The sequence below is a fragment of the Kineococcus sp. NBC_00420 genome (assembly GCF_036021035.1).
GTDB lineage: Bacteria > Actinomycetota > Actinomycetes > Actinomycetales > Kineococcaceae > Kineococcus.
The window spans coordinates 5,276,571-5,301,877 of record NZ_CP107930.1 but is presented as its reverse complement, the minus strand read 5'-3'; the positions used below and the strand labels follow the sequence as shown (position 1 = coordinate 5,301,877).

Annotated in this window: 26 protein-coding genes and 1 pseudogene; 17 read left to right on the top strand and 10 right to left on the bottom strand. The window is 72.1% G+C overall.

The genetic code is table 11. The annotated features are described in order from the left end of the window. Positions 1-40 precede the first annotated feature (40 nt). Genes OG218_RS25895 through OG218_RS25880 form a run of 4 tightly spaced genes read left to right on the top strand, consistent with a single transcriptional unit; the run spans position 41 to position 4,327 of the window. Entirely contained in the window at positions 41-1,294 is a 1,254-nt protein-coding gene (locus OG218_RS25895) for a kynureninase (protein ID WP_328296095.1), read from the top strand. Next, positions 1,291-2,139 carry a tryptophan 2,3-dioxygenase gene (gene kynA / locus OG218_RS25890; RefSeq protein WP_328296094.1) on the top strand — a complete coding sequence of 283 codons (849 nt, stop codon included), beginning with the start codon at positions 1,291-1,293 and terminating at the stop codon, positions 2,137-2,139. Before OG218_RS25895 ends, kynA begins: the two co-directional genes overlap by 4 nt. Beyond that, positions 2,136-3,236: an alpha/beta hydrolase family protein gene (locus OG218_RS25885; protein ID WP_328296093.1), complete on the top strand. Its 1,101-nt coding sequence runs from the start codon at positions 2,136-2,138 to the stop codon at positions 3,234-3,236. Before kynA ends, OG218_RS25885 begins: the two co-directional genes overlap by 4 nt. Positions 3,237-3,295: 59 nt before the next feature. After that, complete coding sequence (locus OG218_RS25880) at positions 3,296-4,327, top strand: YihY/virulence factor BrkB family protein (protein ID WP_328296092.1); 1,032 nt, start codon at positions 3,296-3,298, stop codon at positions 4,325-4,327. Here OG218_RS25880 and OG218_RS25875 read toward each other — a convergent pair. Continuing rightward, positions 4,250-5,224, bottom strand: coding sequence for a bile acid:sodium symporter family protein (locus tag OG218_RS25875; RefSeq protein ID WP_328296091.1), 975 nt, complete (start codon positions 5,222-5,224; stop codon positions 4,250-4,252). The two genes, OG218_RS25880 and OG218_RS25875, sit on opposite strands and share 78 nt — an antisense overlap. 23 nt (positions 5,225-5,247) lie before the next feature. Between OG218_RS25875 and OG218_RS25870 the strand changes: the two genes are divergently transcribed. The 4 genes from OG218_RS25870 to OG218_RS25855 all read left to right on the top strand — a co-directional run bounded on the left by OG218_RS25870 (position 5,248) and on the right by OG218_RS25855 (position 8,823). Continuing rightward, the gene (locus OG218_RS25870; RefSeq protein ID WP_328296090.1) at positions 5,248-6,075 is read left to right on the top strand and encodes a sulfurtransferase; all 828 of its coding nucleotides are present in this window, start codon (positions 5,248-5,250) and stop codon (positions 6,073-6,075) included. Beyond that, positions 6,024-6,920, top strand: coding sequence for a phosphotransferase family protein (locus OG218_RS25865; protein WP_328296089.1), 897 nt, complete (start codon positions 6,024-6,026; stop codon positions 6,918-6,920). Before OG218_RS25870 ends, OG218_RS25865 begins: the two co-directional genes overlap by 52 nt. A 110-nt stretch (positions 6,921-7,030) precedes the next feature. Beyond that, positions 7,031-8,098, top strand: coding sequence for a Gfo/Idh/MocA family protein (locus tag OG218_RS25860; RefSeq protein ID WP_328296088.1), 1,068 nt, complete (start codon positions 7,031-7,033; stop codon positions 8,096-8,098). After that, the gene (locus OG218_RS25855; protein WP_328296087.1) at positions 8,095-8,823 is read left to right on the top strand and encodes a ThuA domain-containing protein; all 729 of its coding nucleotides are present in this window, start codon (positions 8,095-8,097) and stop codon (positions 8,821-8,823) included. Before OG218_RS25860 ends, OG218_RS25855 begins: the two co-directional genes overlap by 4 nt. A gap of 16 nt (positions 8,824-8,839) precedes the next feature. Here OG218_RS25855 and OG218_RS25850 read toward each other — a convergent pair whose 3' ends face one another. Together OG218_RS25850 and OG218_RS25845 are read right to left on the bottom strand one after the other, a co-directional pair. Continuing rightward, entirely contained in the window at positions 8,840-9,916 is a 1,077-nt protein-coding gene (locus OG218_RS25850) for a tRNA (adenine-N1)-methyltransferase (RefSeq protein WP_328296086.1), read from the bottom strand. A 37-nt stretch (positions 9,917-9,953) separates the two neighbouring features. Then, positions 9,954-11,090, bottom strand: a complete 1,137-nt coding sequence (locus OG218_RS25845; RefSeq protein ID WP_328296085.1) for a site-2 protease family protein — start codon at positions 11,088-11,090, stop codon at positions 9,954-9,956. A gap of 105 nt (positions 11,091-11,195) precedes the next feature. Between OG218_RS25845 and OG218_RS25840 the strand changes: the two genes are divergently transcribed. Further along, positions 11,196-12,080: a RecB family exonuclease gene (locus OG218_RS25840; protein ID WP_328296084.1), complete on the top strand. Its 885-nt coding sequence runs from the start codon at positions 11,196-11,198 to the stop codon at positions 12,078-12,080. 26 nt (positions 12,081-12,106) lie between these two features. Here OG218_RS25840 and OG218_RS25835 read toward each other — a convergent pair whose 3' ends face one another. Together OG218_RS25835 and OG218_RS25830 are read right to left on the bottom strand one after the other, a co-directional pair. Further along, a complete protein-coding gene (locus OG218_RS25835; RefSeq protein WP_328296083.1) occupies positions 12,107-12,925 on the bottom strand; it encodes an alpha/beta fold hydrolase in 819 nt (272 codons plus the stop codon). Positions 12,926-12,946: 21 nt separating this feature from the next. Next, positions 12,947-13,639 carry an HAD family hydrolase gene (locus OG218_RS25830; RefSeq protein ID WP_328296082.1) on the bottom strand — a complete coding sequence of 231 codons (693 nt, stop codon included), beginning with the start codon at positions 13,637-13,639 and terminating at the stop codon, positions 12,947-12,949. 37 nt (positions 13,640-13,676) lie between these two features. On the opposite strand from OG218_RS25830, the gene OG218_RS25825 reads away from it, so the two are divergent. The 7 genes and pseudogenes from OG218_RS25825 (at position 13,677) to OG218_RS25800 (ending at position 18,435) form a co-directional block, all read left to right on the top strand. Next, a complete protein-coding gene (locus OG218_RS25825; protein ID WP_328296081.1) occupies positions 13,677-14,528 on the top strand; it encodes a PAC2 family protein in 852 nt (283 codons plus the stop codon). A gap of 107 nt (positions 14,529-14,635) precedes the next feature. Beyond that, positions 14,636-15,100: a DUF805 domain-containing protein gene (locus OG218_RS25820; RefSeq protein WP_328296080.1), complete on the top strand. Its 465-nt coding sequence runs from the start codon at positions 14,636-14,638 to the stop codon at positions 15,098-15,100. Between the two features lie 121 nt (positions 15,101-15,221). Next, a complete protein-coding gene (locus tag OG218_RS25815) occupies positions 15,222-15,851 on the top strand; it encodes an AIM24 family protein (RefSeq protein ID WP_328296079.1) in 630 nt (209 codons plus the stop codon). Continuing rightward, a complete protein-coding gene (locus tag OG218_RS25810) occupies positions 15,851-16,519 on the top strand; it encodes an AIM24 family protein (protein ID WP_328296078.1) in 669 nt (222 codons plus the stop codon). Before OG218_RS25815 ends, OG218_RS25810 begins: the two co-directional genes overlap by 1 nt. Beyond that, positions 16,516-17,280, top strand: coding sequence for an AIM24 family protein (locus tag OG218_RS25805; protein ID WP_328296077.1), 765 nt, complete (start codon positions 16,516-16,518; stop codon positions 17,278-17,280). Before OG218_RS25810 ends, OG218_RS25805 begins: the two co-directional genes overlap by 4 nt. Positions 17,281-17,302: 22 nt before the next feature. After that, positions 17,303-17,992 (top strand): annotated as a pseudogene (locus tag OG218_RS26745) (dipeptidase); the annotation flags it as partial. A 197-nt stretch (positions 17,993-18,189) separates the two neighbouring features. Continuing rightward, positions 18,190-18,435: a membrane dipeptidase gene (locus OG218_RS25800; protein WP_328296076.1), complete on the top strand. Its 246-nt coding sequence runs from the start codon at positions 18,190-18,192 to the stop codon at positions 18,433-18,435. Positions 18,436-18,444: 9 nt separating this feature from the next. On the opposite strand, the gene mshC is transcribed toward OG218_RS25800, so the two are convergent. Genes mshC through OG218_RS25780 form a run of 4 tightly spaced genes read right to left on the bottom strand, consistent with a single transcriptional unit; the run spans position 18,445 to position 21,872 of the window. Beyond that, entirely contained in the window at positions 18,445-19,704 is a 1,260-nt protein-coding gene (mshC, locus tag OG218_RS25795) for a cysteine--1-D-myo-inosityl 2-amino-2-deoxy-alpha-D-glucopyranoside ligase (protein ID WP_328296075.1), read from the bottom strand. Between the two features lie 29 nt (positions 19,705-19,733). Beyond that, the gene (locus OG218_RS25790) at positions 19,734-20,582 is read right to left on the bottom strand and encodes an SCO1664 family protein (RefSeq protein ID WP_442906562.1); all 849 of its coding nucleotides are present in this window, start codon (positions 20,580-20,582) and stop codon (positions 19,734-19,736) included. Beyond that, positions 20,579-21,127, bottom strand: a complete 549-nt coding sequence (locus tag OG218_RS25785; protein ID WP_328296073.1) for a DUF3090 domain-containing protein — start codon at positions 21,125-21,127, stop codon at positions 20,579-20,581. The genes OG218_RS25790 and OG218_RS25785 overlap by 4 nt, the downstream gene beginning before the upstream one ends. A gap of 10 nt (positions 21,128-21,137) precedes the next feature. Beyond that, complete coding sequence (locus OG218_RS25780; protein ID WP_328296072.1) at positions 21,138-21,872, bottom strand: histidine phosphatase family protein; 735 nt, start codon at positions 21,870-21,872, stop codon at positions 21,138-21,140. A gap of 137 nt (positions 21,873-22,009) precedes the next feature. Here OG218_RS25780 and corA point away from each other — a divergent pair, with 137 nt between their 5' ends. Continuing rightward, complete coding sequence (gene corA / locus OG218_RS25775; protein ID WP_328296071.1) at positions 22,010-23,005, top strand: magnesium/cobalt transporter CorA; 996 nt, start codon at positions 22,010-22,012, stop codon at positions 23,003-23,005. A 45-nt stretch (positions 23,006-23,050) separates the two neighbouring features. On the opposite strand, the gene OG218_RS25770 is transcribed toward corA, so the two are convergent. Continuing rightward, the gene (locus OG218_RS25770; RefSeq protein WP_328296070.1) at positions 23,051-25,228 is read right to left on the bottom strand and encodes an endo-1,3-alpha-glucanase family glycosylhydrolase; all 2,178 of its coding nucleotides are present in this window, start codon (positions 25,226-25,228) and stop codon (positions 23,051-23,053) included. Positions 25,229-25,307: the final 79 nt, after the last annotated feature.

The following is a 25,307-nucleotide window of genomic DNA, read 5'->3' as shown; positions in this document are numbered from 1 at the left end:
GTCCACGCTACGGTCAGCCCCCAGCACCCCGAGGAGAGACGTGACCCACACCCAGCGCGCAGCCGCGCTCGACGCCGCCGACCCCTTGGCCCCCTACCGCGAGGAGTTCCTCCTCGACGCGGCCCCCGCCGTCACCTCCTACCTCGACGGCAACTCCCTCGGCCGCCCCTTGACCGCCACCCCCGCAGCGCTCGACACCTTCCTCCACCAGGAGTGGGGCGGTCGGCTCATCCAGGGCTGGACCGAAGGCCCCCACGGCGGCTGGATGGACTGGCCGACCCAGCTGGGAGACCAGATCGGCCGCGTCGCCCTCGGCGCCGCCGCCGGACAGACCGTCGTCGCCGACTCCACCACCGTCCTCTTCTACAAGCTCGTCCGCGCCGCCGCCGCCGCCGGACAGGCCGAGGGCCGCGACGAGATCGTCTGCGACACCGACAACTTCCCCACCGACCGCTTCGTCCTCGAAGGCATCGCCGCCGAGACCGGCCTCACCCTGCGCTGGATCGAGACCGACCCCGCCTCCGGGATCACCCCCGACCAGGTCCGCGCCGCCGTCGGCCCCCGCACGGCGCTCGCGACCTTCAGCCACGTCGCCTACCGCTCCGGCCACCTCGCCGACGCCGCCGCCATCACCCGCGTCGTCCACGACGCCGGCGCCCTCGTCCTCTTCGACCTCTCCCACTCCGCCGGATCGGTGGAACTCGAACTCGACGCGTGGGGCGTCGACCTCGCCGTCGGCTGCTGCTACAAGTACCTCAACGGCGGACCCGGAGCCCCCGCCTTCGCCTACCTCGCCACCCGCCACCAGGGCAGCCACCCGCAGGCCCTGCGCCAACCCGTCCAGGGCTGGATGGGCCACGCCGACCCCTTCGCCATGGGCCAGGGCTACCAGCCCGACCCCGGGATCCGGCAACTCATCTCCGGCACCCCACCCATCGTCGCCATGGTCCCCGTCCGGGTCGGCCTCGACCAGCTGGAACGCGCCGGGATCGCCGCCGTCCGCGCCAAGTCGACCGCACTGACCACCTTCGCCCTCGACCTGGCCGACGACCTCCTCGCCCCCCACGGCGTCACCGTCGCCACCCCGCGTGAGCCGGAAGCCCGTGGTGGACACATCACCCTGCGCCGCAGCGACTTCCGCGACGTCACCGCCGAACTCTGGACCCGGGGCGTCGTCCCCGACTTCCGCACCCCCGACGGGATCCGCCTCGGCCTCGCCCCGCTGTCCACCAGCTTCACCGAGGTCCTCCACGGCGTCCTCGCCCTCCAGGAGATCGTCGAGGCCACCCGGTGAGCGAGAACACCCGCAAGCTCGAGGACGGAGTCGTCACCGACTTCACCCGTGACATGTCCTACGGCGAGTACCTCCACCTCGACGAACTCCTCACGTCCCAGCACCCGCTCAGCACCCCCGAGCACCACGACGAACTGCTGTTCATCATCCAGCACCAGACCTCGGAACTGTGGCTCAAGCTCGTCCTGCACGAACTGCGCTCCGCCATGACCGCCATCGCCGGCGACGACCTCAAGACCGCGCTCAAGAACATCGCCCGGGTCAAGCACATCCAGCGCACCCTCACCGAGCAGTGGTCCGTGCTCGCCACCCTCACCCCCACCGAGTACTCCCAGTTCCGCGGGTTCCTCGCCAACTCCTCCGGCTTCCAGAGCCACCAGTACCGCGCCGTCGAGTTCGCCCTCGGCAACAAGAACGCGACGATGCTCGACGTCTTCGCCCACGACGCCCCCCGCCACCGCGAACTCAAGACCCTCCTCGAAGCCCCCAGCCTCTACGACGAGTTCCTCCGCTACCTCGCCCGCCACGGACACGACGTCCCCACCGAACTCCTCGACCGCGACGTCACCCGCGCCCACGTCCACACCCCCGCCCTCGTCGCCACCTTCCGGACCATCTACGAGGACGCCGAGCGCTACTGGACCGAGTACGAGGCCTGCGAGGAGTTCGTCGACCTCGAGGAGAACTTCCAGCTCTGGCGCTTCCGCCACCTCAAGACCGTCGAACGCACCATCGGCTTCAAACGCGGCACCGGCGGCTCCTCCGGCGTCGACTTCCTCGCCCGCGCCCTCGACCTCACCTTCTTCCCCGAGCTCTACGCCGTCCGCACCGAGATCGGCTCGTGAAGCTCACCGCCGTCGCCGCCCCCGGAGTCCTCACCGGCTCCGTGACCGGCCAGGCCGTCTTCGACGCGGCGCTCGCCGCCCGCGGGATCGAGGGCGACCTGGTCCTGACGAGCTCCCCGGCCGAGTTCGCGGCCGCCCTGCGCGCCGCCGCCGCGGACGGGGAGTTCCTGCTCGTCGCCGGCGACGACACACCCGCGGATCACCTGCTGGTCGGTGCCGGTGTCCCCGGTGCGTGCGTCGTCCGGGTCGACCTCGACGCCCGCGAACCCGACACGTCCCGCTGCGTCCGCCGCCACGTCCGCTGGCGCGGGATGCAGGGCCTGGCCTTCGGCGTCGACGACTGGTTCTTCCACGCCAGCGACCCCGGCACCCGGCACACCTACGGCGCGGACCGGGACCAGCACGCCGACCTGCGCCTGCCTGCGGGCGAGGGCCCGTTCCCCGTCGCCGTCCTCGTCCACGGCGGCTACTGGCGCTCGCGCTGGGACGCCGACGTCATGCACCCGCTGGCCGTCGACCTGACCGCCCGGGGGTTCGCGACCTGGAACGTGGAGTACCGACGCCCGGACCGGCACGGCTGGGACGCCACGACGGCGGACGTCGCCGCGGCCCTCGACGCGCTGCGGGACCTCGACGCGCCCCTCGACCTCGACCGGGTCGTCACCCTCGGCCACTCCGCCGGCGGTCAGCTCGTCACCCGCCTCGCCGCCGACCGGGCCACCGGGAGCGGGATCCGTCCCGCCCTCACCGTCTCCCTGGCCGGCTGCCTGGACCTGACGTCGATCCACGCCCGCGGTCTCAGCGAGCACGCGGTCGCCGCGGCCCTCGGCGGCACCCCCGAGGAGCTGCCCGAGGTCTACGCGGCGTCCTCCCCGATCGATCGGCTGCCCCTCGGTCTCCCCGTCGCGGTGGTCTGCGGGGTCGGCGACGACCCGGACCTGCTGGACGCCTCGCGCCGGTTCGCGACCGCCGCCGGCGCCGCCGGCGACGACGTCACGGTCGTGGAGGCGCCCGGGCACCACTTCTCGGTCATCGACCCCACCTCCGACGTCTGGTCGCGGGTAGCCCGTGTGGTGGTGTCGCGCGTGCACGGCTGAGTCCCGCCCCGGTACCCTTCGTCGCGGCGGATCCGGCGGACGGTGGGAGACAACGGTCGATGTCGTGGGTCTCGCGGCTCGACGCGTTCCAGCGCAAGCACCCGGTGGCGAGCTACCCGCTCGCCGTCGTCTACAAGTTCTTCGAGGACCAGGGCGCCTACCTGGCGGCTCTCGTCGCCTACTACGGCCTGCTGAGCCTGGTCCCGCTGCTGCTGCTGCTCTCGACCGTCCTGGGCTACGTGCTGTCCGGGAACCCCGGCGCCCAGCAGGCGATCCTGAACTCCGCCGTCAACCAGATCCCGGTCATCCGGGACGAGGTCGGTGACCCCGGATCCCTGGGCGGTGGTGCGGCGACGGTCGCGATCGGCATCGCGGCCGCCCTCTACGGCGGGCTCGGGGTCGGGTTGGCGATCCAGAACGCGGTCAACATCGCCTGGGGGATCCCGCGCAACGAACGTCCCAACCCCTTCAAGGCACGGCTCCGCTCGTTGCTGCTGATCGTCACGGCGGGACTGTTCGTCATCGGCACCACGGTCCTGAACATCGTCGTCGGTGACGTCTTCGGCGGGAGCGCTCTGCTGGAGTGGGTCTCGCGGGTGGGGTACACCCTGCTCGCCGGGGTCGGCTTCACCATGGCCTTCCGGCTCGCCGCGGCCCACCGCCCCCCGTTCCGGACGGTTCTCCCCGGGGCGCTGACGATGGCCGTCGTCTGGCAGTTCCTGCAACGGTTCGGCAGCACCCTGACCGGGCTGGTCAGCGAACGGTCCAGCATCTCCAACCAGGTCTTCACCGCCGTCCTCGGCCTCATCGCCTTCCTGTTCATCACCTCGTGCGTCGTCGTCCTCTGCGTCGAGGCCGACGTCGTCCGCGTCCGCAAGCTCTACCCGCGGGCGCTGCTGACCCCGTTCACCGACTTCGTCGAACTCACCGAGGGCGACGAACGCGCCTACACCCACATCGCGCAGGCCCAGCGGCACAAGGGTTTCGAGCGGGTCAGCGTCGAGTTCGACGAATCACCGCTGACGGCCCAGCCGCCCCGCGAGGAACGAGCAGACGGTGGTCTGGAGCGGGTGGTAGAGGATGACCGGTAGCACCACCAGCCCGACGACGTGCGGCGGGAACAGCACGGTCGCCATCGGCAACCCGGTGGCCAGGGACTTGGTGGAACCGCAGAAGGCGGTCGTGACCCGGTCCGCGCGGGAGGCGCCCCACCACCGCGGGACCCACCAGGCGAACGTCAGCGCCACGGCCAGCAGCAGCGCCGCGCAGCCGAGGACGACGAGGACCTCGGCGGGCGTCACCTCGCTCCAGACGCCTTGGCGCACGCCACGACTGAACGCGGCGTAGACGACCGCCACGATCACCCCGCGGTCCAGCAGGGTCAGTCGCCCCTTGTGGGCTCGGACCCAGCCACCGATCCAGCGGCCCAGCAGCAGGCCCAGCAGGAACGGGACGAGCAGCTGCAGCACGATCCGCCCGATGGCCCCGGCGTCGGGCCCGGCCCCCGTGGAACCGAGCAGCAGCGCGGCCAGGACCGGGGTGAGGCCGATGCCCGCGAGGTTCGACACCGTCGCGCTGACCACCGCCCCGGGGACGTTGCCGTGCGCCACCGCGGTGAACACGACGCAGGACTGGACGGTCGAGGGCAGGGCGCAGAGGAACAGCAGACCGGCGACGAGACCGTCGTCCAGGACGTGGCCGACGACGAGCGCGAGGCCCATCCCCAGCAGCGGGAAGAGCAGGTAGGTCGTCGCCGCGACCGAGCCCTGCAGCCGCCAGTTGCGCAACCCCGCGACCGCCTCGGCCGGCGCCATGCGCGCCCCGTAGAGGAGGAAGAGGACCCCGACCCCGATCGTCGTGCCCCAGGAGAACCCGGTCGCGACGGCGCCGCCGGCGGGCAGCAGCGCGGCGACGAGGACGGCCGAGAGGATCGCGACGACGAAGGGTTCCACCCTGCGCAGCACGGGAACCCGGGACCAGCGCAGCACGCCGTGACTGTACCTTTCGGGACATGGCTCTGATCAGCGTCGCGGAACTGCAGGCCGAACTCGGCGGCGGGCGGCCGCCGGTCCTGCTCGACGTCCGGTGGGCGCTCGGTGGTCCCGACGGCGCGCAGGAGTACGCGCGGGGACACCTCCCCGGTGCGGTGTACCTCGACCTCGAGACCCAGCTGTCCCGGCCCCGCCGGACCGGTGAGGGGCGCCACCCGCTGCCGGATCCCGTGGCGCTGCAGGAGGTCCTGCGCGGTGCCGGGATCAGCGACGACACCCGCGTCGTCGTCCACGACGCCGCCACCTCCACGAGCGCGGCGCGCGGGTGGTGGGTCCTGCGCTGGGCGGGCCTCGCCGACGTCCGGGTGCTCGACGGTGGACTGGCCGCGTGGACCGCGGCCGGTGGGGTCCTCACCACCGACGTCCCGTTGCCCGGACCCGGCGACGTCACCGTGCGCCCGGGATCCCTGCCCGTGCTCGACGCCGGGTCGGCCGCCGCCCTCGCCCGCACCGGGGCCCTCCTCGACGCCCGCGCTCCCGAGCGCTACCGCGGTGAGGTCGAGCCCGTCGATCCCGTCGCCGGTCACGTCCCCGGTGCGCTGAACCTCCCCACGACGCAGAACCTGGACGCGACGGGCCGGTTCCTGGCCCCGGAACGGCTGCGCGAGCGGTTCGCCGACGTCTCCACCGGACCGGTCGGGGTCTACTGCGGCAGCGGGGTCACCGCCGCCCACACCCTCCTCGCGCTCGAGGTCGCCGGCATCCCCGCGAGGCTCTACCCGGGTTCGTGGTCGGAGTGGGTCGCCGACCCGTCGCGGCCGGTCGCGACCGGCCCGGACGCCGGCTGATCGTGTTCTCCGTCGAACGCGTCGAGGACGGCGTCTCCACGGTCGTCTACCGGGTGCGGACCGACGACGCGACGTACTACCTGCGGGTGGGGGAACGGCCCGGCGACGACCTGCGCACCGACGCGGAACTGCACTCCCGGCTGGCCGCGGCGGGGGTTCCGGTGCCCGCCGTCCTGCACACGCAGTTCGACGCCGGGCTCGACCGGTGGGTCGCTCTGACCACGGAGGTCCCCGGCGCGCCGCTCTCGCGCGCCGAGGACGCGCCGGCCGTCCTGGAGGCCGCCGGTCGCCACCTCGCCGTCCTGAACTCGATCCCCGTCGACGGTTTCGGGTCCATCGTCCGTGACGGCCCGGGCTGGCCGCTGCGCGCGGAGTTCCCCACCCACCGCGAGTTCGTGGTGTCCCACCTCCCCGACCCGTGGCCGGGTCGGCTCACCGAACTCTTCTCACCCTTCGAACTCGACGTCCTCGAGGGGCTGATCGCCGAGCAGTGCGGCCTCGACGTCGTTCCCGCCCTCGCCCACGGCGACCTCGACGTCACCCCCGTCTTCGTCCAGGACGGCGTGTTCACGGGTTTCATCGACTTCGGTGAGGCCCGGGGCGCGGAACCGTGGTTCGACCTCGCGCACTTCCTGCTGCACGACGGGGAGAGGCTGCCCGCTCCCCTGCTGCCGCACCTGCTCCGCGGGTACGGCGTCGCGCCGTCGCAGCGGGTGCTGCGCCGCAGCGCGGTGCTGCTGGGGCTGCGGCAGGTGTGCCGCTGGTCCGGCCCGCTGCGGAACCTGCCCGCCGACCACCCGATGGTGCTCGACCGGGTCCGTCGGCTGCGCGAGTTGATGGTCTGACGTCTCCGCCCGCACGCGGGAGGGACCCGGAGCCCGACGAAGTCCGCCGGCGGGTCGGTCGCCCGTGCCCTCTCGGCCGGGGTGGAGGCCCTGGGTGTAGTTTTCCGGACGTGGTCGACGGCGACGAGACGAAGCGAACCAGGATCATCCACGTCGGGCTGGGCGGGTGGGGAGGCGACTGGGAACGGCGGGCGATACCGCCGGTCCCCGAGGTCGACCGCGTCGCCATCGTCGACGCCCACGAACCGACGCTGCGCGCGGCGCAGAAGACGCTGGGTCTGCCCGACGAGATGTGCTTCTCGTCGGTGACCGAGGCCGCGGAGAACGTCCAGGCCGACGGTGCCCTCGTCACCGCGCCGATGGACTTCCACGTCCCGGTCGCGCTGGAGGCCCTGGAGGCCGGCCTCCACGTCCTGGTCGAGAAGCCGTTCGCCGGCACCGTGGCCGAGGCCCGGACGGCCGTCGAGCGGGCGGAGGAACTCGGCCTGGTCCTGCAGGTCAGCCAGAACTACCGCTTCTACCCGGGGGCGCAGACGGTGCGCAAGCTCATCGCCGACGGGGAGATCGGGGACCTCTCCGTCGTGCACGTCGACTTCCGCCGGTGGGACCACGACGCTCCCGTCGACAGCTACCGCCACTACCAGTTCCCGCACCCGCTGATCTACGACATGGCGATCCACCACTTCGACCTGCTGCGGATGACGACCGGCCGCGAAGCCGTCAGCGTCTACGCCAAGGTCACCGACCCGACGTGGAGCAAGTACGCCGAAGAGGCCTCCGCGGTGCTCGTCATCGAACTCGAGGGCGGGCTGGTCGCGAGCTACCGCGGGAGCTGGGTCTCGCGGGCCGAGCAGACCTTCTGGGACGGTGAGTGGAGCTTCGAGGGCGAGAAGGGCCTGGTGACGCTGGCCGGTCGTGGGGACCGGGGTCCGGTCGACGACGCCGTCACCCTCGGGCTCGGCGGGAAGCCGGCGACACCCGTGGCCCTGCCGGACATGCCGCTGTGGGGGCGCTCCGCCGGTCTGCGCCAGTTCGCCGCCGCCGTCCAGGGCGGAGCGGCCCCGGACGTCACGGGGCGCTCCAACCTCGGCAGCGTCGCCCTCATGGAGGCCGCCGCCCGGTCCGCCTCCTCCGGTCAGGTCGAAGCCGTGGAACGGATCGGGGGGACCCTCGCGTGAAGGTGCTGGTCTGGAACGAAGGCGTCCACGAACGCAACCAGAACCCGCCGGACATCGGCGAGTACTACCCCGACGGCATCCACGGCGCCATCGCCGCCGGGCTGCGGCGGCTGCTGCCCGACGCCGAGGTCTCCACCGCGACGCTGGCGGACCCCGAGCACGGTCTCAGCGAGGAGGTCCTCGTGAGCACCGACGTCGTCCTCTGGTGGGGCCACGTCGCCCACGACCAGGTCGACGACGCGGTCGTCGAACGCGTCAAGGCGCACGTGCTGGGGGGCATGGGGCTCCTCGCCCTGCACTCCGCGCACTTCTCGAAGATCTTCCGGAACCTGCTCGGCACGACGTGCTCGCTGGCCTGGCGGAACGAGGGCGAGCAGGAGCTCGTCTGGAACGTGAAACCGTCCCACCCCATCGCTCAGGGGATCCCCAGCCCCATCGTCATCCCGAAGCAGGAGATGTACGGGGAACTCTTCGACATCCCCGACCCCGACGACCTGCTGTTCATCAGCTCGTTCGCCGGGGGCGAGGTGTTCCGCTCCGGGGTGACCTTCACCCGCGGTCGCGGGCGGATCTTCTACTTCAGCCCCGGCGACCAGGAGTACCCCGTCTACCAGCAGTCCGAGATCCAGCAGGTGCTGGCCAACGGGGTGCGGTGGGCCGCCCCCGCGCCCGGCGAGCGTCAGGTGCCGGGCGTCACGAACCCGCCCCGGCAGTGGCTGCTCTGACGCCCGCCCGCTGAGCTCACTCCTCGGTCGGCTCCTGGGCGGCCGCGGAGGCCTCGGCGCCTCGGGCGGCCTCACGGGCCGCCTTGCGCACCTTGCGGTCGGAGACGGGACGGTCGCCGTACTCGGTGCCGTCCTCCCCGTTCGCCTCGACCTGGTCGACCTGGTCGCCTGGTTCGACCTCGAGGTCGTCGGGGGCCTCCGTCGCCACGGGAGTGGTGGGGTAGGCCCCCGGCGCGGGACGGCGCTTGCGCAGCGGCGGCTTCACCCCGTCGGCGAGGCGGCGGGTCGTGATGAGGAAACCGGTGTGCCCGATCATCCGGTGCTGCGGACGCACGGCCAGACCCTCGAGGTGCCACCCGCGCACCATCGACTCCCACGCCTCGGGTTCGGTCCAGCGGCCGGAGTCGCGGGCCGCCTCGGCGACGCGGGAGAGCTGCGTGGCCGTCGCGACGTAGCAGATCAGCACCCCGCCGGGCGCCATCGCATCGGCGACGGCGTCCAGGCACTCCCACGGCGCGAGCATGTCGAGGACGGCCCGGTCGGCCTGCAGCCCCACCCCCGGCAGGGTCTCCACCAGGTCACCCACGCGCAGCGTCCACGCGGGGTGGCCACCGCCGAAGAACGTCTCCACGTTCCCCGTCGCGACGTCGGCGAAGTCCTGGCGTCGTTCGAAGGAGTGCACCTGTCCGCCGTCGCCGACGGCCCGCAGCAGCGACATCGTCAGCGCACCGGAGCCCACACCGGCCTCGATGACGACCGCGCCGGGGAAGATGTCGGCCATCGCCACGATCTGCCCCGCGTCCTTGGGGTAGACGACCGCGGCACCGCGGGGCATCGAGAGGACGAAGTCCGGCAGCAGCGGCCGCATCACCAGGTACTGGATGCTCGCGGTGTTCACGATGGTCGTCCCGTCGGGACGGCCGATGAGGTCGTCGTGCAGGAACTTGCCGCGGTGGGTGTGGAACTCCTTGCCCGCGGTGAGGGTGATGGTGTGCATCCGGCCGCGGGGGTCGGTGAGCTGCACGCGTTCCCCCTCGCGCAGAGGTCCGCGACGCGTGTGGGCGCCGGTCGGCGGCGGGGTGGGGGTGTTCACAGGAGGTCCTTCCAGCGGGGGTGTTCGGGGAGGTGGGTCAGCGGGCCGTGACGGCCTGGATGACGTCGGAGGTGTGCAGCAGACCCCGCACCCGACCCTGACCGTCGATGATGACGTGCTCACCGGGACGGACCTGGACGGCGTCGAGCAGGTCCTCACCGGCGAGGTCCTCGGCCAGCCAGGAACGCGGCGGTAGGGCCCGGGCGGTGGCCCCGGCCCCCAGCGAGGTCCGGCGTCCCGCCGGGACCTGACGCAGCGCCGTGGTGTCGACGACGGCCACGGGCACCCCGTCGTCGGTGACGAGGACGACCTCGAGGTCGCGCTGCGTTCCCGACGTCGCACCGGCGTCGATCGCGGCACGTGCCGAGCGCACGACCTCCTCGACGGTGGCCCGGGCGTTCACCCCGATCGCGGGACGCAGCAGCACCCGCGCGCTCAGCGCCGGCACCCGACGCTGCTGCGTCGCGTACTTCAGGGCACCCGAGGCCCCCTGCCACAGCAGCGAACCGACGAGGCCGGCCCAGACGACGTCCGTGATGGACGTGCCGAAGCCCAGCAGCCGCGGGCCGAAGAGGGCCCCGACGAAGACGACCACCGCGAGGACCCGCCCGACCCAGCCGGCGACGACGGTCCCCGCGAGCCGGTCGCCGCGGACCTTCCAGACGACGGCCTCCAGCGCGTGCCCACCGTCCAGCGGGAGCCCGGGCAGCAGGTTGAAGACGGCCAGCAGGGCGTTCGACAACGTCAGGGCCCCCAGCAGCAGCCCGGCGACCCCGCCGCCGTCGGGCTGGTCCCGCACGGCGCCACCGACCTGCCACGCCACCAGGGCGATGACCGCGTTGACGATGGGACCGACGACCGCGATGACCAGGCTGCTGCCCGGTCCGGTGCGCCCCTCGTGGGAGGTGAACCCGCCCCACACGTTGAGGACGATGCCGGTGACGCGCATGCCGGACCACTTCGCCGCCAGGGCGTGCGCGACCTCGTGCAGCAGGACCGAGATCAGCAGCAGCACCGCGTAGCCGAAGGCGACGACGTAGGACGCCGGTCCCGCGACCTGGCGTTGGACGACCGGAGCGAAGATCACGACGATGAGCGCCGCGAACAGGAACCACGAGGGCGCCAGCAGCAGCGGTACGCCGAACGGGCGGCCGAGACGTATGCCGCCCCTCACGATGCCGATCTCAGGGTGCAGCGGTCGACGAGCATCCGCCGATCCTAGGTGGCCCGCGACGTCGCTCAGATCGGGGACCACCCGGCTGCGCCCTAGAGTGAGATCGTGACCACCGGCGTGCAGCAGGTCGACGCACCCCGGCGGGCGCTGTCGCCCTCGCGCGCAGCCGACTTCATGCAGTGCCCGTTGCTCTACCGCTACCGGACGATCGACCGGCTGCCGGAGGCCCCCACCGAGGCCGCCGTGCGCGGCACCGTCGTGCACGCCGTCCTCGAGCGCCTCTACGACCTCCCGGCCACCGAACGCACCCTGGAACGGGCCTGCGCGATGGTGGAACCGCAGTGGCAGGAACTCCTCGACCGCGAACCCCGGGTGCGGGCCCTCTTCGGTGCCGACGCCGACCGCGACGACGTCGTCGCGGAGGCGCTCACGGGCTGGCTGGCCAGCGCCCGCACGCTGCTCGGCAAATACTTCGACCTCGAGGACCCCACCCGCCTGGAACCCGAGGCCTGCGAGCTGCGGGTCGAGGTCGACCTCGAGAACGGCCTGGTGCTGCGCGGCATCGTCGACCGCCTCGACGTCGCCCCCACCGGGGAGATGCGCGTCGTCGACTACAAGACCGGCCGCGCGCCCTCCGAGACCTTCGAGACGAAGGCGCTGTTCCAGATGCGCTTCTACGCCCTCGTCCTGTGGCGCATGCGAGGTGAGGTCCCCCGGCTCCTGCAGCTCGTCTACCTCGGATCCGGTGAGATCCTCCGCTACGCCCCCGACGAAGGCGACCTGCTGGCCACCGAGCGCAAGGTGAAGGCCCTGTGGGACGCCATCGAACGCAACCGGGCAGCGGGCGACTGGCGCCCGAAACCGGGACGGATGTGCTCGTGGTGCAACCACAAGGCGATCTGCCCCAGCTTCGGCGGGACGCCCCCGCCGCTGCCGCTGGAGACCCCCGTGGTGCGCGAACCCGTCGAGGTCCCGGGACTGGACGAGTAGGCCGACCCGCCGGGCGGGCACCACCGTCACAGGTCGCGGGTGAACCGCCCGAACCGCTCGACCGCCGCGGGGACGTCCCAGCTGTGCCAGGCACCGGCCAGTTCCTCCGACACCGCACCCGGTACCTCGCGCACGATCCGCTCCGCGGCCCGGGTCATGACGGGGAACGTCTGCTCGCCGACCACGGCCAGCACCGGCAGTTCCCTCCCCAGGAGTTCGCCGAGGTTCCCGCTCGCGGCCCACACCAGCGACTCACCGTCGGCGCGGTAGGCGGGAGCCTGGGCGACGAACCGCGGGTAGAACGGCATCTGCTCGAGGCCGGCGCGGAACTCCGCCGGCATGTCCCGCACGTACTCCGCCGCCGCCGCGGCGAGTTCCCCCACGTCGAGGAGACGGGTGACGTCGTCGTGCCAGCCCTGCACCTTCGCCAGGTCCTCCTGCTCGTCCAGGGGTGCCTCCCACAGGACCAGCCCGTCGACGGGTACGCCCCGCGCGGCGGCCGCCAACGCGATCGAAGAGCCGGAGGAGTGCCCGACCAGGACGGCGTGACCACCGACCTCCTCGACCAGGGCGGCGACGGCGGCGAGTTCGCGGTCCAGGGTGACGTCACCGGTCGCGGGGCTCTCACCGCGCCCGACGCGGTCGTGCACGACGGTGGTGAACCCCACCTCCGCCAGACCCCGGGCGGTCGCGGTCGTCTGCGGATCCATGGCGCGGTACGGCCCGGCGCCGGCGACGAAGACGATCGCCGGCCCGCTCCCGTACCGGTCGAAGCGGACGAGGTCGCCGCGGTCCGTGGTGAGGTCGCTCATGCCACTGCGACCCGCCGCGCCGCGGGAACTCATCGGTCGTCCCCCTCGACCGGGCTACAGGGTGTCGAGGACCCGCCCCGCAGCGATCGCCCCCAGGGCCGCGACGTCCACCTCGGCCAGCGACGCCACCCGGCTCCGCCCCGCCGCCGCGGGGATGGGCACCATGTGCGGGCACGCCAACACGTGCGCCCCGGCCGCCTCCCCCGACGCGACACCCGTCGGGGAGTCCTCGATGGTCACGCAGTCCCCCGGCGCCACCCCCAGCAGCTCCGCCGCCCGCAGGTACGGGTCCGGCGCCGGTTTGCCCCGCTCCACCTCGTCACCCGCCACGACGACCGCGAACGCGCCCGGCAGCATCCGCGCCACCGTCTCGGCCAGGCTGCGGTACGACATCGTCACCAACGCGCACGGAACCCCCGCCGCCGACAACGCCCCCAGCAGCTCCACCGCGCCCGGCCGCCACACCACCGCGGCGCTCACCTGCGCGATGACCGCCTCGATCAGCTCGTCCACGACCACGACCGGATCCAGCCGGACCCCCGTCGCGCGCTCGACGTGCTCGGCCAGGACGCGCCCCGAATCGGGCAGCGCACTCCCCACCAGCTGCAACGCCTGCTCGTGCGTCCAGGTCGCGCCGTACCGACCCACCAGCGCCGTCTCGGCCGCGATCCAGTGCGGTTCGGTGTCCACGAGGGTCCCGTCCATGTCCCACAGGACAGCGGCGGGAACGGGCGCGGGTGTCGTCATGTCGGGCTCCATCGGTACCGGAGTCTAGGGTTGACCCGTGCCAGAGCAGCGTGTGGTCCTGCGCGATCCCGTCGTGATCGCGGCCTTCGAGGGGTGGAACGACGCCGGCGAGGCCGCCAGCGAAGCCGTCGCCCACCTGCACGAGGTGTGGAACGCCGTCGACGTCATGGAGTTCGACACCGAGCTCTACCACGACTTCCAGGTCAACCGGCCGACCGTCCACTACGACGAGAACGGCCGACGCCAGCTCACCTGGCCCACCACCCGCGTCTCCTACGCCCTGCTGCCCGACGCCCCCCGCGACGTCCTCCTCGTCCGCGGCATCGAACCGTCGATGCGCTGGAAGACCTACGCCCGCGAGGTCGTCGAGCAGGCCCAGGCCCACGGCGCCTCCCTCGTCGTCACCCTCGGCGCGCTCCTCGCCGACGTGCCCCACACCCGCCCGCTGCCCGTCACCTCCAGCAGCGAAGACCCCGACCTCGTCGAGAAGCTCGACATCGAACCCGCCCGCTACGAAGGCCCCACCGGCATCGTCGGCGTCGTCCAGGACGCCGTCGCCACCGCCGGCATCCCCTCCATCTCCCTCTGGGCGGCCGTCCCCCACTACGTCGGGCAGCCACCCTCGCCCAAGGGCACCCTCGCCCTGCTGCGACGCGTCGAAGAACTCCTCGACCTCGCCGTCCCCCTCGGCGACCTCGTCGAGGACTCCCGCGCCTGGGAACGCGGCGTCGACGAACTCGCCGCCGAGGACAGCGAGATCGCCGAGTACGTCCAGCAGCTCGAAGAGGCCAAGGACACCGCCGACCTCCCCGAAGCCTCCGGCGAAGCCATCGCCCGCGAGTTCGAGCGCTACCTCCGCCGACGCGACGACCCACCGCGGCGGGGCTGACCGGGTGACACGCCTGTGACCTTCCCCCGCCAATCCCATGATCACGCCATGATGGGACCGTGCGCCACGGACCTCCCGGGCGTCGCAGAGGGGACGACGAAGTGAACATGGTCGATGCCGTCAAGCACGGGTTCTTGAACTACGCCCGCTTTTCGGGCCGGGCCCGGCGGTCGGAGTTCTGGTTCTGGACCCTGTTCACCTTCCTGGTGAGCATCGTGGCCTCCGTCCTGGACCGGGTCCTCGGCACCGGGTTCGCCACCCAGTACGGCGAGAGCGGCGGCGTCGTCCAGACCATCACCGGCCTCGCCCTGCTCGTCCCCGGTCTCGCCGTGTCCTGGCGCCGCCTGCACGACATCGGCCGGTCCGGGGCGTGGTACCTCACCCTGCTCATCCCGCTCGCCAACATCGTCTTCCTCGTCATCCTCATCGTCTGGGCGTGCAAGGACAGCCAGCCCGGCCAGAACCAGCACGGCCCCAACCCCAAGGGGATCGGGGGCGGGTACGGGGAGTTCCCCGGTCAGCCCCCGCAGTTCGGCGGACCGAGCCAGTACGGCCAGCCCGGCCAGTTCTGAGACCACCACGGCAGGGGCGACCACGACGACGTGGTCGCCCCTGCGGCGTTCTCGCCCTGGACGGGAAGATCACGCCATGATGGGCTGACGGCACGACGACGACGATGACCAAGGAGGCCCTGTGTCCTGGCGGCTGGAAACACCACGCGTCCTCGTCGTCGACCTCGACGGGTCCAAGGGCAGCGCCGTGCGCGCCCAGACCGGCTCGATGGTCGCCTACGAAGGAGACGTCCAGTTCAAGAACGCCGGCATGGGCGGCGGCGGCGGACTCCGCGCCGCCCTCAAGCAACGCGTCACCGGCGAACACCTCTCCCTCATGGAGGTCACCGGCCGCGGCACCGTCCACTTCGCCGTGAACGCCGGCTACCTCCTCCTCCTCGACCTCGCCGGCGACGTCCTCAAGGCCGAGTCCGAAGGCCTCCTCTGCCTCTCCGACAGCCTCAAGACCGACGTCACCTTCACCGGCCTCCAAGGCGCCTCCAGCGGCCAGGGCCTCTTCACCACCACCGTCACCGGCCACGGCCAGGTCGCCCTGCTCTCCCTCGGCGGCCCACCCATCGCGCTGCGCGTCAGCCCCCAGTTCCCCCTCGTCGTCGACCCCGACGCCTACATCGGCGCCGTCGGCAACGTCACCCAGTCCTTCGTCACCGACGTCTCCTGGCGCAACCTCGTCGGCGAGAGCTCCGGCGAAGCGTTCTCCCTGCGCTTCGAAGGCCAGGGCATCGTCTACCTCCAGCCCGAGGAGCGCTGATGGGCTTCACCAAGGTCACCTCCAAGGTCGTCCTCGCCGAGGTCCGCCCCGGCCAGGAGGTCCTCGCCCGCCGCGGCGCCATGCTCGCCACCACCGGCACCATCGCCTTCTCCCCCGTCGTCGGCGGACCCGGCGGCGGCGCCTACGGCGACGGGATCGCCTCGGCGCTCGCCCGCGGCATGCAGGGCGAGGCCGTCCCGCTGATGGTGGCCGAGGGCAACGGCTCCGTCCACTACGGCTACCACGGCCACCACGTCACGGTCGTCGACCTCGACGGGTCGCAGTCGATGTCCGTCGAGGCGGACCGGTTGCTCGCCCACGACGCCGGCATGTCGAGCTCGGTCGTGTTCCTCGGCCAGCAGGGCGGCCTGCGCGGTGCCGTCCGCGGGGCCGTGACGGGCCAGGGGTTGTTCACGACGCAGCTCTCCGGACGGGGTTCCGTCGCCGTCCTCTCCCACGGCGGGACGTTCGCGCTGAAGGTCGGCGGGAGTCGCCAGGTCGTCGTCGACCCGCAGGCCTACGTCGCCCACGTCGGCAACCTCCGCCTCGACGTCGCGACGGCGGTGTCCTGGCGCGACGCCGTCGGACGCGGGTCGGGTGAAGGTGTGCAGCTCAAGGTGTCCGGCGAAGGAACCGTCTACGTCCAGGCGAGCGAGGAGAAGCTGTGAACCCGACCCCGCTGGACCCGCAGACGCTGCCGGAGCACGACAACCTCCCGGACAACCCTTACGCCTACTGCGTGAAGCTCACCGGTCCGCTGTTCATGCAGACCGGCACGATGATCGCCTACTACCCCGTGGGCGGCGGGACGATCCGCTTCGAACCGCTGACCGCGACGTCGATGACGGCCATGGTCGCCAGCCACTTCTCCTCACCCCTCTACAGCCGGGACTGGGTCGTGACCAACGGTCAGGGGCACGTGATCCTGGGCGATCGCGGGTACGACATCAACTCCTACGACCTCGACGAGGGGAACCTCACCGTCCGCGCCGCGAACCTGCTCGCCTTCGACGCCGGGCTGGAACTCAAGGAGTCCATCATCCCCGGGTTCCTCACCCTGCTCGGGACGGGGAAGTTCCTGGCCAGTTCCTCGGGACCGGTCATCTTCGTGGAACCGCCCGTCCGGGTGGATCCCGAAGCCCTCGTGGGGTGGGCCGACTGCCCCGCCCCCTCGCAGCACTTCGACGCCGGCTGGATGGGGCACTTCCTCGGCGCCGCACGGGGAGCGCTGTTCGGGACGCGGTCGGGCGAGGAACGCCAGTACGACTTCACCGGCTCCGGGACGGTCCTGCTGCAGAGTTCCGAGCGGATGCTCGAGGACCCGCAGGTCGTGCGCCGACTCGAGGCCGAGGTCCGTCAGCTGGGACCGAACCAGCTGCAACACCTCTCCGGGGTCATCCAGTCCCAGATCCAGCAACAGCGGCAGTGATCCCGCGGGTAGGTTCGTCCGGGTGATCGACCTGCCGGAACTGCTGCGCACGCACCCCGTCCTCGACGGGCACAACGACCTGCCCTGGCGGATCCGCGAGGAATTCGGCTCCGACCCCGCCGCCGCGGAACTCGCGACGGGCCGGCCGGTCCTGCACACCGACATCCCCCGGATGCGCGCCGGCGGGCTCGGCGCGCAGTTCTGGTCGGTGTTCGTCCCCTCGGACTGGGAACACCCCGCCGCGGTGACGGCGACGTTCGAGCAGATCGACGTCGTGCGGCGGATGGTGACCACCCACCCCGACGTCTTCGCGTGGACCCCGACCGCCGCCGACGTGCGCACCGCGATCTCCGCGGGACGCATCGCCTCGTTGATCGGCGCCGAAGGCGGGCAGAGCATCGCCGGTTCCCTCGGGGTGCTGCGCCAACTGCGCCGGGCGGGGCTCGCCTACCTGACGTTGACGCACAACGACAACACCGCGTGGGCGGCCTCCGCCACGGGAGAACCGGTCGACTTCGGCCTCACGGACTTCGGACGGGACGTCGTGCGCGAGATGAACCGCACCGGGGTCCTCGTCGACCTCTCCCACGTGCACGAACGGACCATGCACGACGCTCTGGACGTCACCACCCGCCCGGTGATCTTCTCGCACTCCTCCACCCGGGCCGTCACCGACGTCCCGCGCAACGCCCCCGACGTCGTCCTGGAACGGTTGCGGGACAACGGTGGCGTCCTCATGGTCACGTTCGTCCCCGCGTTCGTGAACGCGTCCTGCGCCGAGCACCGCGCCGCGGCCGCCGCCGAACAGGCACGCCTCGGCCTGAGCGGCGCCCCCTACGGCCCCGTCGGTGCGCAGGAACCCGTCGCGGACTTCGCCTCCTGGCTGGTGCGCAACCCCCGTCCGCGGGCGTGGCCGACGTGGCGGACCACGTCGACCACGCCCGCGAGGTCATGGGCGCCGGGCACGTCGGACTCGGCGGCGACTACGACGGCACCGACGAACTCCCCGTCGGCCTCGAGGACGTCTCCGGGTACCCGAACCTGCTGCGGGAACTGGCCGACCGCGGCTGGTCCGCAGCGGAACTCGCCGGTCTCACCAGCGCCAACGCGCTGCGCGTCCTGGAGGAGGCGCAGGACGGCACCAGCGTCGACTGAGCCCCGACGTCAGGGCAGGACGACACCGAGCAGGGCGGAGACGGTGCGACGCACCAGGTCCGGCGCCTCGGCGTCGTCACCCGGCTCCGCCGTCGCGGCCTCGACCCACGCGTCGACGGCCGCGACCGCACCCGGCCCGTCGAGGTCGTCGGCCAAGCGCGCACGGACCGTGGCGAGGAGTTCCTCAGCCGCGGGTCCGCTCGCCGCGGAGACGGCGGAGTTCCAGCGGGCGTACCGCGCCTGGGCCTCGGCCAGGACCTCGTCGGTCCACTCCCACTCGGCGCGCCAGTGGTGGGCGACGATGGCCAACCGCACGACCGCCGCCGGTACCCCCGCGGCGACGAGCTTCGAGACGAGCACCAGGTTCCCCTTGGACTTGCTCATCTTCTCGCCGTCGAGGGCCACCATCCCCGAGTGCGCGTACGCGCCGGCGAAGGGACGTGACTCCGGCCGCAGCAGGTGCGCGTGGGCCGCGCCCATCTCGTGGTGCGGGAAGACGAGGTCGCTGCCCCCGCCCTGGACGTCGATCGGCATCCCCAGGTGCTGCAGGGCGATCGCGGTGCACTCGATGTGCCAGCCGGGACGGCCGCGTCCGAGGACACCCCCGTCCCAGGCGGGTTCACCGGGACGTTCGACGCGCCAGAGCAACGGGTCCAGCGCGTTCCGCTTGCCCGGACGCCGCGGGTCGCCGCCCCGTTCGGCGGAGAGTTCCAGCATGGTCTCGAGGTCGTAGCCGCCCACGGTGCCGAACGCCACGTCGGAGTCCACCGGGAAGTACACGTCGCCGTCGGGGCCGCCGTCCACGCCCGCCACCCGGTAGGCCGCGCCGGCGGCGAGGAGGTCGCGCACCGCGGCCGAGACCAGGTCGACGGCTTCCACGACACCGAGGTACTCCTGCGGCGGGACGACCGACAGGGCCGTCATGTCCCCGCGGAACAACTCGATCTGGGACAGGGCCAGGTCGCGCCAGTCGACGCCCGTCGCCTCGGCCCGTTCGAGCAGCGGGTCGTCGACGTCGGTCACGTTCTGCACGTAGCGGACCTGCAGGCCCGCGTCCCGCCAGGCCCGGCCCAGCAGGTCGAAGGCCACGTAGGTGTTGGCGTGCCCCAGGTGCGTCGCGTCGTAGGGCGTGATCCCGCAGACGTAGAGCGTCGCCGTCCCCGACTCCGGGCCGACGGGCACGAGGCCGCCGCTCGAGGTGTCGTGCAGGAGGACGCGGGGGCCGCGACCGGGGAGGGTCGGGACTTCGGGGACGGGCCAGGAACGCACGGTCCGAACCTACCTGGCCCGGGAAACGCTCAGAACGGCGGCCACGGGATCGTGCGGTGACCCCGCGCCCGGGGCAACCGGTCCGCCTGCAGCAGCTGCTCGGTCCGCTCGAGGGTCGCGACGACCTCCTCGACGCTCAGGAGCTCACCCAGCAGCGCTCCGAGGGAGCCGTTCAGGTCGGCCAGCAGGCCGGCGAGGACCTCGCGCTCCTCGGCTAGCAGGTGGCTCCCGCCGAACCCCCAGAGGACGGTCCGCAGCTTGGGTTCCTCGTGGAAGGTCAGACCGTGGTCCACCCCGTGGACGGCCCCCGACCAGCCGGGCAGCACGTGCCCGCCCTTGCGGTCGGCGTTGTTGAGCACGACGTCCAGGACGGCGATGTGCCGCAGTCGCAGGTCGTCGGCGTGGACCAGCGCCACCGGGCGGCCCGCACCGTCCTCGGCCTGCAGCACGGTGTGCCAGCCGTCCGCCACCCGGCGCGGCGCGACGATGTCGATGAGGCCCGCCCCGGCCGACGGCAGCACCACCTCATCGGGGTCGGCGGGTTCTGCCCCGTCCTGCTGCAACCAGAGCTGGACGGAGCCCGGACCGAGCGGCCCGTCGCGGAACACGGTGGGGGGCACCACGTTCCAGCCCGTCACCGCGGACACCGCGTACGACGCGACCTCACGTCGCGCCAGTGTCTCGTCCGGGAAGTCCCACAGCGGACGCTCCCCCGCGACCGGTTTGTAGACGCACGCGAGTTCGCCCTCTGCGCCGTCGACGACGGCGTAGAGCGTCGCGTTCGAGGCGTCCACGAGCCGGCCGCGCACCTCGATCTCCCCCGCCACCAGCCGGGCCAGGGCGTCCTGCTCGGCGACGCCCGCGAACGTCCCGTTCAGCGTCGGTACCCGTTCGCGCGCGGGCAGATGTGCCCGACGGGATCCAGCGGACCCGCGCAGAACGGGCACGGCGGACGACCGGCCGCGACGAGGGCCAGGGCGCGGGTGGCGAAGGCCCGTGCCGTCGTCCCGTCGAGCGAGACCCGCAGCAGGTTCCGGTCCGGGGTCAGGTCCGGGACCTCCGGGTCCACGTCCTCCTCCGACGCCTCGAAGCACTCGATGACCACGACGTCGCGTTCGCCGTCCCAGGCCAGGCTCATCGTGCCGACCCGGAACTCCTCGTCGATGGGGACGTCGAGCGGGGCGGTGTCCTCCGACCCCGCGGCCGGCATCGCGGGAACGGGAGCCTGACCGCCGGAACGGCGCACGATCTCGTCGAGGAGTTCGCCGACACGTTCGGCCAGGGCGGACACCTGCGTCTTCTCCAGCGAGACCGACGTGAGGCGCTTCCCGCCCCGGGCCTGCAGGAAGAACGTCCGGGCCCCGGGCTCGCCGACGGTGCCCGCCACGAAGCGTTCGGGCGGGTCGTACTCGTACACGGGCATGGTGGCGACCCTACGCCGCGCCGGTGCTGCCACCGACGACCGCGTCCGAGGACGCCTCGGCACGCTTGCCCGCACGTCGGGTGCGCTTCTTGGCCGGGGCGAAGCCGGCCAGGTCGCCGCCGGAGTCGTTCGTGCGGATCACGAACGGTCGCAGTGGTGCGTAGCGGATGACCGACACCGAGCACGGGTCGGCGGAGATCCGCTGGAAGAGGTCGAGGTGCATGCCGAGGGCGTCGGCCAGGATCGCCTTGATGACGTCCCCGTGGGTCACCGCGACCCAGACCGCGTCGTCACCGTGCTCGGCCGCGACACGGGCGTCGTGTTCACGGATCGCCACCACGGCCCGGTGCTGCATCGTCGCCAGCCCCTCGCCCTCGGGACCGGGGAACACCGCGGCGGACGGGTGCGACTGCACCGTGCGCCACAACGGCTCCTTGGCCAGGTCCTTGATCGCCTTCCCGGTCCAGTCGCCGTACTTGCACTCCCCCAGCCGATCCTCGGTGAGCACGTCGGGACGCGGGCCGGACGGCCCGTCGAGGGAGCGGAGCTCGCCGGCGGTCTCCTGGCAGCGTTCCAGCGGTGAGACGACGAAGGAGGCCACCGTGACCGGGGCCAACCGTCGCGCCAGCGCCTGCGCCTGCCCCCGGCCGACGTCGTCGAGGTGCACGTCGGGGGTCCACCCGGCGAGGACGCCGGCGGTGTTGGCGGTGCTGCGGCCGTGGCGGACGAGCAAGAGGGTCGGCACCCCTTTAGCTTATGGGCTTCGCCGTGTGCGTCAGTCACGGCGATGCGGGCTGATTGGGTGTGCGCATTGGCTCCGGTAACTGAATTTCCCAAGCTGTCGGTCGAGCCGGAAGACCGTGACGGGGGCACGATGTGCTCGTGATCGTGGACGTGGCCACCTACCAGGACGGCAAGCGCTCGGAGGTGGGCGGTCTCACCGCCGGCCTGGACTCCTGTCGGGACACCGACGACGGGTTCCTCTGGGTCGTGCTCCAGGACCCCACCGCGGAAGAGCTGTCAGAGGTCGGCAGGGAGCTGCACCTGCACCGCCTCGCCGTCCAGGACGCCGTGACCGGGCACCAGCGCCCGAAGGTCGAGCGGTACGGGGACACGGTCTTCGTGGTCCTGAAGGTCCTCTCCTACTTCGACGAGACCTCCAGCGTCGAGACCAGCGAACTCATGATGTTCGTCGCGGAGCGCTTCGTCGTCACCGTCCGCCGCGGCGACACCGGGCCGGCCTACGACGTCCGGGACACCGTCCAGCGGGACCCGCACCGGCTGAAGCTCGGTCCCAAGGCCGTCATGCACGCCGTGATGGAACACGTCGTCGGCGAGTACACCCGCATCGACGACGAGCTCGAACGCGACGTCGAGCAGATGGAGGAGCAGGTCTTCTCCCCCGACCGTTCCTCCGACGCCCAGCGGATCTACTCCCTCAAACGGGAGGTCCTGGAGGTCCGCCGCGCTGCGGTGCCCCTCGTCGCCCCGCTCAAGGCCCTGGTCAGCGACGACCACGAGCCCGAGCACGAGACCGGGCACCACGTGCTCGACCAGCAGGCGCGGTTCGTCCTGCGCGACGTGCTGGACAACCTGACCCGGACCGTCGAGCACGTGGAGAGCTACGACCGCCTGCTCACCGACATCCTCAACGCCCACCTCGCACAGGTCTCGGTGCGCCAGAACGACGACATGCGCAAGATCTCGGCGTGGGCGGCCATCGCCGCGGTCCCGACGTTGGTGGCCGGCGTGTACGGCATGAACTTCCAGCACATGCCGGAGCTCTCCTGGCGCTACGGCTACCCCGGCTGCGTGCTGTTCATGGTGGCCGTCTGCTTCGGTCTGTTCCGGGTGTTCAAACGGTCGGGCTGGTTGTAGGAACCAGCCCGACCGTCGGGATCGTGCGTCAGGAGCCGCCGGGCGTCAGCTCCAGGTGAGGACCAGCTGGGGGCGCAGGTTCGCGTCCTTGTTCTCCCTCGACCACAGCCACAGGCTGTCGACGCCCAGGGCGTCGACGGCCAGGCTCTGGGTCTTGCCGAGGACGGGGGTCAGCGGTGCGACGTCCAACGCGACGTCGTAGGCGGAGTTCACCTTCGCGCCGGCCGCGACCTGGCCGAGCAGGACACCGGAGGCGGGAACCTTGTTGTTCCAGTTCATGCTCTGCTCCTTCCAGCTGTTGGAGGCGAGGCGGACCTGGTGGGCGTTGGCCGAGGCCGACAGCGGGTCGGAGGCGGTGTGGACGCGCAGGGTGGCTCCGGTGAGCTTCTTGCCGGCCGGGGCGGTCGGCAGGTCGAAGCGCAGGTAGGCGCGGGCACCGGGGCGCGAGACCAGCAGCGGGTCGCTGCCGTACTCGGTGCCGGGGGCACCCTCGTTGGCGTAGGTGTCGGCGATCGGAGCGAGGGTCGTGGTGGTGGGCTTCGACGCGGGTGCGGCGGGGGCGGTCGTGACGGGGGCCGGGGTCGTCGGGGCCGGAACCGTGGGGGCCGGGGTCGTGGGACGGGGCGACGCGGGAACGGTCGGGGTCGTGGACGGCGCCGGGCCGCTGACGGCGACGGTCGAACCCTCGCGCCGGCTGGAGGCCGCGACGTAGTGCAGGTCCTGCACCGAGGGCGAGCTGGTGACGGCCTTCGGCGAGGTGACGGCGGCGACGGTGCTGGCGCCGCGGGTCACGACGGCCGAGACGGTGCCGTTGGTGAGCGGGACCACGCAGGTGTCCACCCCCGCGTCGACCTGGCAGGAGTGCTTGGTGCCGCCGACGGTGACGGTCACGGTGCCGGGGGCGGTGAGGAAGGTCGTCGCCTCGACGGTGTCCTGGGCGCCGGTCCCACCGCGCAGCCGCATCGTCTTGCTCTGCGCGGTGGTCTGCTTGGCCGACACGGACTGGGTGCGGTGGGTGACGTAGACGGTGTCGCGCTTCACAGCCGGGGCGGAACCCGTCTTGAACCAGGACACGTAGTAGGCGTTCATGTCCAGGAACGACCAGCCCTGGTCCACCGACGGGGCGATCTGGCTGCCCTCGGTGTAGTCGTTCCAGGTCGGGATCTGCACCCAGTCGGCACCGGTGTTGCGGGCGATCGCCCAGGTGTTGCGGAGGTTCTGGGTGTTCGCCGCTTCGTCGTAGATGCCCTGGTTCGGACGCTCGTCCTGCACCGAGACGGGCTGCATCCACTTCAGGCCCAGGTTCTCGACGGCCTTCGCGCGGGTGGTCGGGGCGGCGGCGGCGTCGGTGGAGTTCCAGGCGGGGTTGCGCGAGCCCCAGTTCGAGACGCCGTAGGCGATCGACTTGAAGGAGCTCAGGCTGCTGCGCTCGTCCAGCGACAGCGGGAAGAACGCGACCGGCTTCTGGTACTTGGTCTTCATGGTGGACATGAAGTCGCTCCACCAGGCGGCGTTCCGGCTGTCGGCGTGGAACGGGGCGACGACCAGGCGACCGTCGGCGAGGCGGTGCGCGGCGGGACTACCGGCCAGGTCGGCCATCGCGGCGGCCAGGGTGTCCGGGGTGGCGGAGGATCCACCGGCGGTCATGTCCGGCATCAGCAGGATGGTGAAACCGCCGACGTTGGCGGCGGCCTGGAGCAGCAGCTGCTGGTTCGCGTACAGCGGGCTGGTCTTGTTGATCGACAGCAGGTCCACGCTGAAACCGTCGATGCCGGCCGACTTCGCCTGGCGCACCTCGAGTTCGAAGTTCTTGAGCTTCCAGTCGGAACCGGACTGCTTGGCGACCGGGAGGGGACGGTCGCGCAGGAACCCGCCGTAGGCGGCGTGCTTGCCGCTCTCACCGGTCGGCGTCAGGTAGTTCCGGGCGTAGTAGTCGTTGGCCGGGTCGGCGTTGTCCAGCGAGAGCGGCAGCGACGGCATGTAGTGGGCGAAGACGAGCTTCCCGTGAGCGGCGGCCGCGGAGGCCGACGGCATGTCGAACGGGAGGACGTCGTTCGTGGTGAACGCGCTGGCGCTGGTGCGGTCGCCGGTCGCCGCGGTCGCCGTGGTGGCGGTGACGAGCGGGACGAGCGTCGCGGTGGTGACGGCGGTCGCACCCAGCAGCGCGGTGAGGACGCGCTTGGTGCGGGTGGTGCCGGTGCGGAGCTGGGGGGACAGACGCATCGGGGGTTCCTCCGAGGTGGGGGTGTAACGAATCTCTGACCGGTTTCGATGTGCGGTGAACTACTCAGAACTTCGGGTC

Excerpts from the sequence above, each read along its gene's own strand:
- OG218_RS25880 (WP_328296092.1), top strand. The coding sequence starts at position 3,296 with ATGTCGTGGGTCTCGCGGCTCGACGCGTTCCAGCGCAAGCACCCGGTG.
- OG218_RS25870 (WP_328296090.1), top strand. The coding sequence starts at position 5,248 with ATGGCTCTGATCAGCGTCGCGGAACTGCAGGCCGAACTCGGCGGCGGG.
- OG218_RS25835 (WP_328296083.1), bottom strand. The coding sequence starts at position 12,925 with ATGAGTTCCCGCGGCGCGGCGGGTCGCAGTGGCATGAGCGACCTCACC.
- OG218_RS25830 (WP_328296082.1), bottom strand. The coding sequence starts at position 13,639 with ATGACGACACCCGCGCCCGTTCCCGCCGCTGTCCTGTGGGACATGGAC.
- OG218_RS25820 (WP_328296080.1), top strand. The coding sequence starts at position 14,636 with ATGGTCGATGCCGTCAAGCACGGGTTCTTGAACTACGCCCGCTTTTCG.
- OG218_RS25810 (WP_328296078.1), top strand. The coding sequence starts at position 15,851 with ATGGGCTTCACCAAGGTCACCTCCAAGGTCGTCCTCGCCGAGGTCCGC.
- OG218_RS25785 (WP_328296073.1), bottom strand. The coding sequence starts at position 21,127 with ATGCCCGTGTACGAGTACGACCCGCCCGAACGCTTCGTGGCGGGCACC.
- OG218_RS25770 (WP_328296070.1), bottom strand. The coding sequence starts at position 25,228 with ATGCGTCTGTCCCCCCAGCTCCGCACCGGCACCACCCGCACCAAGCGC.